The 7361-nt window shown below is 37.0% G+C and carries 6 protein-coding genes and 1 riboswitch; of the genes, 4 read left to right on the plus strand and 2 right to left on the minus strand.

The window, feature by feature from the left end; genetic code table 11:
• Positions 1 to 220 precede the first annotated feature (220 nt).
• The gene (locus M3600_RS21370; RefSeq protein ID WP_233315038.1) at positions 221 to 2980 is read left to right on the plus strand and encodes a sensor histidine kinase; all 2760 of its coding nucleotides are present in this window, start codon (positions 221 to 223) and stop codon (positions 2978 to 2980) included.
• Positions 2981 to 3025: 45 nt separating this feature from the next.
• Positions 3026 to 3847: a CheR family methyltransferase gene (locus M3600_RS21375; protein WP_233315039.1), complete on the plus strand. Its 822-nt coding sequence runs from the start codon at positions 3026 to 3028 to the stop codon at positions 3845 to 3847.
• Positions 3848 to 3876: 29 nt separating this feature from the next.
• Here M3600_RS21375 and M3600_RS21380 read toward each other — a convergent pair whose 3' ends face one another.
• Positions 3877 to 5016 carry a PP2C family protein-serine/threonine phosphatase gene (locus M3600_RS21380; protein WP_237942956.1) on the minus strand — a complete coding sequence of 380 codons (1140 nt, stop codon included), beginning with the start codon at positions 5014 to 5016 and terminating at the stop codon, positions 3877 to 3879.
• Between the two features lie 159 nt (positions 5017 to 5175).
• On the opposite strand from M3600_RS21380, the gene M3600_RS21385 reads away from it, so the two are divergent.
• Positions 5176 to 5574 carry a nucleoside 2-deoxyribosyltransferase gene (locus M3600_RS21385; protein WP_237942954.1) on the plus strand — a complete coding sequence of 133 codons (399 nt, stop codon included), beginning with the start codon at positions 5176 to 5178 and terminating at the stop codon, positions 5572 to 5574.
• Positions 5575 to 5621: 47 nt separating this feature from the next.
• Here M3600_RS21385 and M3600_RS21390 read toward each other — a convergent pair whose 3' ends face one another.
• Entirely contained in the window at positions 5622 to 5777 is a 156-nt protein-coding gene (locus M3600_RS21390; RefSeq protein WP_233315041.1) for a hypothetical protein, read from the minus strand.
• A gap of 113 nt (positions 5778 to 5890) precedes the next feature.
• Between M3600_RS21390 and M3600_RS21395 the strand changes: the two genes are divergently transcribed.
• Positions 5891 to 6772, plus strand: a complete 882-nt coding sequence (locus tag M3600_RS21395; protein WP_251647503.1) for an aldose 1-epimerase family protein — start codon at positions 5891 to 5893, stop codon at positions 6770 to 6772.
• 321 nt (positions 6773 to 7093) lie between these two features.
• Positions 7094 to 7203, plus strand: a riboswitch (TPP riboswitch).
• Positions 7204 to 7361: the final 158 nt, after the last annotated feature.

The raw sequence follows: 7361 nt of genomic DNA on the forward strand, positions 1-7361 counted from the left end.
GGAAGTTCTTTTTTCATTTAGCGAAGGAAAGTAATATCAATTATTTTTGTGATATAATTACTTCTTGGATGGAACCTAAGTAGAGTAAGATAATAGATTATTATTGAAACTCTTAAATAGTATACCTATTAACATACATAGAGACTTAGATGTAAATTAGTAAACTAGCAAAAAGTTTGTTATAGTTGATGGTATAGACAAGTAGAAAGAAGGAACTCGTGTGGGCTACAAAAGAAAGCAATATTTTGGTTTAGGATTGACCGTTTTATTTATGGTCCTCTTAATGGGAATCATACTTATTATGATGCAGTCCATTAGAGACAATATGCTAGAGATTGTGCAGGACCGCTATCATAAAGTAAATGAAGCAACAGAAATCAGACAGCAGATCTATTTAGAAGACCGCAATATGTTGAATTTGATCAGCAGCAGCGAGGAAAATAATACGAAATTTGTTGAATCGTCAGCAGAACAAATTTCGCTTCTAAATACAAGAATAACAGAACTTGAATCTATCTTAAATACGAACAAATCAAAGGTTCTTCTCAGAGAAATCAGTAATTTATATGAGAATTTTTCTCAAATGGAAAGCAGAATGATCACTTTGTACAATGATAATCGCACAAAGCAAGAGCTTCAAGCGGTTTATGATGAAGGGATTTCTAACCGGAGGGATTTGTTAAGTAAAATAGATGAGTTTAAAAACTATCAAGAATCCTTGATGGGTGATGCCCTCGATGAGGCAAACGCAACATATAAACAGCTTGTTATTGCCCTTATTTCGGTTGTTTCTGTCGCACTTATCCTGATTGTCACTGTCATGCTGTGGGTTATTAGGAGCACAACTAGAAATATTAATTCCATCGTTCATGTCATTAAGGATGTTGATTTTACTAATTTAGTGTCTGTGCCGCGCATTGAACTGGAAACGAAGGATGAAATTGGGGATATCGCGAGAGCATTTAATACAATGGCGGCATCCCTTGAAAATTACACGGTAAAAGAAAAGCAATTTGTTGCAGAAATATCTGAGCAAAACTGGGTGCAATCCAATTCTGCGGAAATTATCAAGCTTTACAGCCGCCATGTTTCTGTAACCTCACTTGCTGAACAGTTCCTTAAAAAAATTGTTACAGCAATAGATGCAAACCTTGGAGCGTTTTATGTACAGGATGATACAGGTAAAGAGCCTGTTTTCAAAAAAGTCGCTGCTTATGCAGATTCAGATGCAGGAAGACAAACATTTACTGCTGGTGAAGGTATTATCGGGCAAACGGTGCGTGACAAGAAAATAGTTGTTCTTCCTAATATTCCTGAAGATTTCCGATTTATTTCAACTGGATTAGGTGAGGTTAGACCGAAATCTGTGCTGATTGCACCAATCTTGGTGAAGGATGAGGTTGTCGCTGTTCTGGAAATAGCAAGCGTTAAGGAATTTACCGCTTCAGATCAAAAACTGGTTGAAAATGTTCTCGAAACCTTAGGTATTGGAATTATGAATATACTAGGAAGAATGGAAGTAGAGCGGTTATTGCTTGAATCACAAGCACAAACAGAAGAGCTTCAAACCCAATCGGAGGAACTGCAGGCCCAATCGGAAGAGCTGCAAACACAGACAGAAGAACTGCGGATGATTAATGAGCAGCTCGAGGAAAGAACGAATGATGCAGAACTGAAAACAGAGGAACTGCAGACTGTGAAAGAAGAACTGGAGGAGCAGGCAAAGCAGCTTAAACTTAGCTCGAAATACAAGTCCGAGTTTCTTGCAAATATGTCCCATGAGCTTCGAACGCCGCTTAACAGTATTTTGCTGCTTTCAGAAATGCTGGCAGATGACCTTGACAGCGAATTATCTTCTGAGCAGAAGGAATTTGCAAAAGTCATCAATTCGTCTGGAAATGATCTATTAAATCTTATTAATGATATTCTCGATCTTTCTAAAGTGGAAGCAGGAAAGCTTGAAATAAGCTTTGAAGAAGTGTACTTAAGTGAATTTGTTGACAGATTGAAACGAAACTTTACGCAAATAGCGAAAAGCAAAAGCTTAGATTTTGAGATTGATTTCCATGAGGATGTTCCGCCAATCATCTATACAGATGAACAAAGATTGCAGCAGGTTATGAAAAATCTGTTATCAAATGCATTTAAGTTTACAAAAGAGGGCAGTGTTAAGATTTCTGTCAATAAAGCAGAAATGAATGAAGTGAAGCAGCTTCCGCTCTCCAATTATGCGGATATATGGGTGAAGATGTCTGTAACAGATACTGGTATTGGTATCCCAGCAGATAAACATGCGATGATATTTGAAGCATTCCAGCAGGTTGATGGAGCAACAATGAGGAAATACGGAGGAACAGGTCTCGGTTTATCCATTTCGAAGGAATTCTCCCAACTCCTTGGAGGCACGTGCTTAGTAGAAAGCAAGGAAGGAGAAGGAAGTACATTCACGATTTTCATTCCGAACTTGCCGGGAGGAATCCCTCTAATTGGCATAGACAGCATAGCGGAAGATCAAGCAGCATCTGCAATTGGTTCTGACGAGGCCGAGCCTGAGAATGCAGCAGCAGTAAATGAAGAGAGTAATACAGAACACTCACCATCTACTGTACTGCAAGGGAAAACAGTCATTGTAGCAGATGATGACCATCGTAATATCTTTGCATTAAAAAATGCTTTAAATAAAGAAGGCATGAATGTTATTACCGCAGAAAATGGCGCTGAATGTCTTGAAAAGATGGATGAATTAGAGCATTTTGATATTGTGTTAATGGATATTATGATGCCTGTCATGGACGGCTATGAAACAATTAGAAAAATTAGAGGTATGGAGCAAAACAATGACATTCCAATCATTGCATTAACAGCGAAAGCAATGAAAGGTGACCGCGATAAATGTATAGAAGCAGGGGCATCTGATTATATCAGCAAACCTCTGAAACTGGATCAATTATTATCTGCCATGAGAGTATGGTTGTCATAATGCTGTATATTCTTCTAAGTAGAAAAGACAAGGAAATGAATTAGTATGGAAAAAGAAGAAATTGAATTAGATTTACTTTTGACAGCTGTATACAAATTGACTGGGTATGACTTCAGACAATATATGCGTTCGTCCTTAATGCGGAGGGTCCAAAATCGGTTAAACAGAGAAAAGCTGCTAACCATTACTGGACTAACAGAGAGAATTATTCATGACGAAGATGTTCTCTATAAGCTGCTCCGTGACTTTTCTATTAATGTTACTGAGATGTTTAGAGACCCCTCCTTCTTTAAGGCTTTCCGAGAAGAGGCAGTTCCCTTATTAAGGAAGCTCCCTGAAATCAGGATCTGGCATGCAGGTTGTTCTACTGGTGAAGAAGCCTATTCTATGGCAATTATGCTAGAGGAGGAAGGATTGGCACATAAGGCCAAGATATACGCTACTGATATGAATGACGTTGTGTTGGAAAAAGCTGCAGCAGGGGTAATCCCCCTGCAAAAAATGCAGGCTTATACGAAAAACTATCTTGCCGCTGGCGGCAATAGTTCCTTCTCCGAATACTATACAGCAGACAGCAGCGGAGCTATTTTAAAGCCGTCAATCCTGAAAAATATCGTGTTTGCACAGCATAATCTAGTAACAGACAGGTCATTTAATGAATTTCATGTAATTATTTGCCGCAATGTCCTGATTTATTTTAATCTGGAATTACAGCAGCAAGTATATGAATTATTCAATGAAAGTTTAAGCCCGGGAGGCTTCCTTGGCTTAGGAAGCAAAGAGACAATTCGCAGTGATTCTGCCTACTTTGAAAATTTTAATACACAAGAGAAAATATTCCGTAAAAAAAGCAGTGCTTCCTATTAGGAAGCACTGCTTTTTTATATAGATCGCCTTCAATCTGCTTGTATTAAGACTACACACATATCGTCTGTAGCACCTTTCTGGTGGTCTTTAGATGTAATTAAGTCAATCGGTTCCGATGTCTTCGCATCAGCAAGCCGGCAGGAAGCAGCCTTCTTTATCAAGTCGATACCCGTTTCTCCATATTTATCAATCGCTTCATGGACACCATCTGTACAAAGAATAAGCTGAACAGAATTCGAGTAGTGAATGATATTCTTCTTTGTTCTGATATCATCAAAGAAGCCGACAGCTGTCGTATTGCTTTTCAATTCTACTGTTGTTGTACCGTCAATTAGGGCATAACCGTCCAAATGTCCAGCATTTATGTATTCTATCGTTCGTTCATTTGTATCTAGTACTAAGTATATCGCTGTAAAATAATATGGTATTTTTTGATTTGAATTTAGTGTGCTCATTCGGCGGTTTAAATCTTGTATCACATTCTCAGGATCAGGATTTTTTTGAATTGTGTCACGCAATACAGAGGAAATAAACATGCATACAAGCGAAGCGGAAATTCCGTGGCCCATCATATCAAGCTGAATGGCGGCATAACGATGATCGCTAATCTCATACCAAAAGTACATATCTCCCGCCAATTGAAATGCAGGCAGATAGGATGCCTTAATAAGCAAGTTTTCTTTATGTATAGGTGGGCTGAGCACGCTTGTTTGTACTTGTGTTGACAGCTCCAATTCATTTCTGATTTTCTCTTCTTGTTTCTTATGCCAGTCTTTTTCATATTTCAACCTGATTGCAACGCGAAGTCTTGCGAGCAGCTCTGTTTTGTTAATCGGCTTCATTAAATAATCTGTGCCACCGGCATCTAATGCTTCAACCACTTTGCATGAGTCCTCTAGCGCTGTGACAAAAATGACTGGAATATCTTTCAGATGCTCTACTTGCTGGAGCTGTTTACAAGCTTCTATTCCATCAATTTCCGGCATCATAATGTCCATTAAGATAGCATCAACCTGACTCTCTATTACAAATGGTTTATCTGAATATAAATAGTTAAACATATCCTGTGCAGAAGTAAACGACAGATAATCTGTATACCCAGCACGCTGCAACAGCTTTTCTATGACGAATAAATTAGCTTCATTATCATCAACAATCAGTATTCCCAAGAATTATCCCCTCACTTACTATCAACTTTCTATATACAACATTTTTTAATACCCTGTTTAATATAATTATAAACATAAATATTAAATTTTTAATAGTTGCTGAGGTGTCCGTATACCAAATAATGTTATAATGGCTATAGGAATTGAGGGAGATAGCAAATGCAGCAACGAACGTTTTATATTGCATCAAGCTTTAAAAATAAGAATGAAGTACGAAATATCAGTAAACTGCTTATTGATAAAGGATATATCCATACATATGATTGGACATTAAATAACAGAGCAACATCCTTACAAGCTTTAGAGAAAATCGGACAAGAAGAGTTAGCAGCTGTGAAAAATAGTGATTTTATAATTGTTATACTTCCGGCTGGAAAAGGGAGTCATATTGAATTAGGTATAGCAATTGGTTTGGGGAAAAAGATATTCCTCTATTCCCCTAATAAGGAAGTGAATAATTTAGAAGCGACAAGCACCTTTTATCATTTACCGGAAGTTAACAAATGTTATGGGGAAGTCGAGGATTTAATAGAGACGGTTATTGCGCTAACTATCTAAATTTGTGGCTTATTTTTTGGAGTAGTGGGTATGTAATGGATAAGCAATTAATGTGTAACAATGAATAATAGCTTACCAATACATTCACCAATTTTTTCTGAAAGACTAAATAAGGAAAAGCTCATAGCGATGACAATGGAGAGCAGTCCAAACTTTATTATAGCTTTCGGTACTTGAAGATAATCTGAAATACGATTGATCATGATCGAGCTCCTTTATTAAATAATAGCTAAATGATAACAATATATATATTAAATGTAAATAAAAGGTTATTGCGTTGCATTCTTATAATATTACTGGGAAAGAGGTAATTTCAATGACAACTGTAATTGAAAATGAGTGGTTAAAGGTAGAAATTGCAAGCAGCGGTGCTGAAATTCGTAAAGTGCAGCATAAAAAGAATGAACTGGATTATATGTGGACAGGGGATAAAGCATATTGGGGACGAGTTTCTCCCGTATTATTTCCGATTGTGGGCCGCTTAAAGGAGGACAAATATGAACTAAATGGAAAATCATACCCGATGTCACAGCATGGCTTTTTGCGTGATGCCGATTTTGATATAGAGAAGAAAACAGACAATGCTGTTTCCTTTGTTGTTAAGTCGGACGGGAGTTTTCTTGATGTTTATCCTTATGAATTTACAGCGTATATTCACTATTCTTTGCTGGAGGATTCTCTTTCTGTCCGCTGGGAAATAGTCAATGACAATAAGGATGAGATGTTTTTCTCCATCGGTGCACATCCTGCCTTTAGAGTTCCGCTGTTAGATGATGAATCTGCCGAGGATTATGTCCTCCAGTTTACAACAGCTGAAAACAAAGATGTTATGGAATATGAGCTGAAGGATTCGCTTATTCATGAAAAAGGGATTGCTAATGATATTGATTCTATTCAGGTGAAGGATTCCCTTTTTGAAAATGATGCATTAATCTACAGTCATATTGATGCGATAAAACTAGTGTCAGATAAATCAAATCATGGGGTCGAAGTTACATTTAAAGATTTTCCTTTTGTAGGGATTTGGTCGAACTACTCTAAACCAGAAGGAACAATGGCTCCATTTGTATGTATTGAACCATGGTACGGGATTGCTGATCTATATAACACAACAGGAAAGTTAAATGAAAAATTCGGAATGAATAAGCTTGAAGCAGGGGAAACCTTCCAAGCAGGGTATGAAATAAAGTTTGTTTAATAAAAAGGTAAGGGAACTGTTTAAAATAAGGTTCCCTTACCTTTTTTTAATACAGTTCTCGCAAATAAGGGTTCCTTCATTTTTTAAATATGCCTTTATTTCGGTCATTCCTTTACGCATAGGATAGCGCATTTTTACATACACAATGTCATTCTCCCTAATTTCCTTCCTGCATACGGAACATTCAGATTTGCTATTGAACATACTAAACACCTCCACTTTATTTACGAATAAAACAATAGATAGTTCCTATTGCAAGTAAAAAATCTCTTTACATTAGAAACAGTTAGGTTTATGATTAAGCTAAATTTTACATAACCATTTAACTACTAGGGGTGCCCGCATGGAGGGCTGAGAGAAAAAAGCAATTTTTTTAACCCTTCGGACCTGATCTGGATGATGCCAGCGTAGGAAAGTAGTCAGTGAGATTCTTTATTTACTGCTATTTAAAGCCAGGTCTTAAAAGTAAAATGTACCCTATAGAGTAGACACTTAAAAAAAGTCTACCTATAGGGTATTTTTTTGTATAATTATGTAACACAACTAGAGAAACATGGAGACGGAGAAAATAATGAGTAAAAAGATTTTC

Origin of the sequence: Niallia sp. MER 6, assembly GCF_023714395.1 — a bacterium.
Taxonomy (GTDB): domain Bacteria; phylum Bacillota; class Bacilli; order Bacillales; family Cytobacillaceae; genus Niallia.

Excerpts from the sequence above, each read along its gene's own strand:
- M3600_RS21385 (WP_237942954.1), top strand. The coding sequence starts at position 5,176 with ATGCAGCAACGAACGTTTTATATTGCATCAAGCTTTAAAAATAAGAAT.
- M3600_RS21395 (WP_251647503.1), top strand. The coding sequence starts at position 5,891 with ATGACAACTGTAATTGAAAATGAGTGGTTAAAGGTAGAAATTGCAAGC.
- M3600_RS21390 (WP_233315041.1), bottom strand. The coding sequence starts at position 5,777 with ATGATCAATCGTATTTCAGATTATCTTCAAGTACCGAAAGCTATAATA.
- M3600_RS21375 (WP_233315039.1), top strand. The coding sequence starts at position 3,026 with ATGGAAAAAGAAGAAATTGAATTAGATTTACTTTTGACAGCTGTATAC.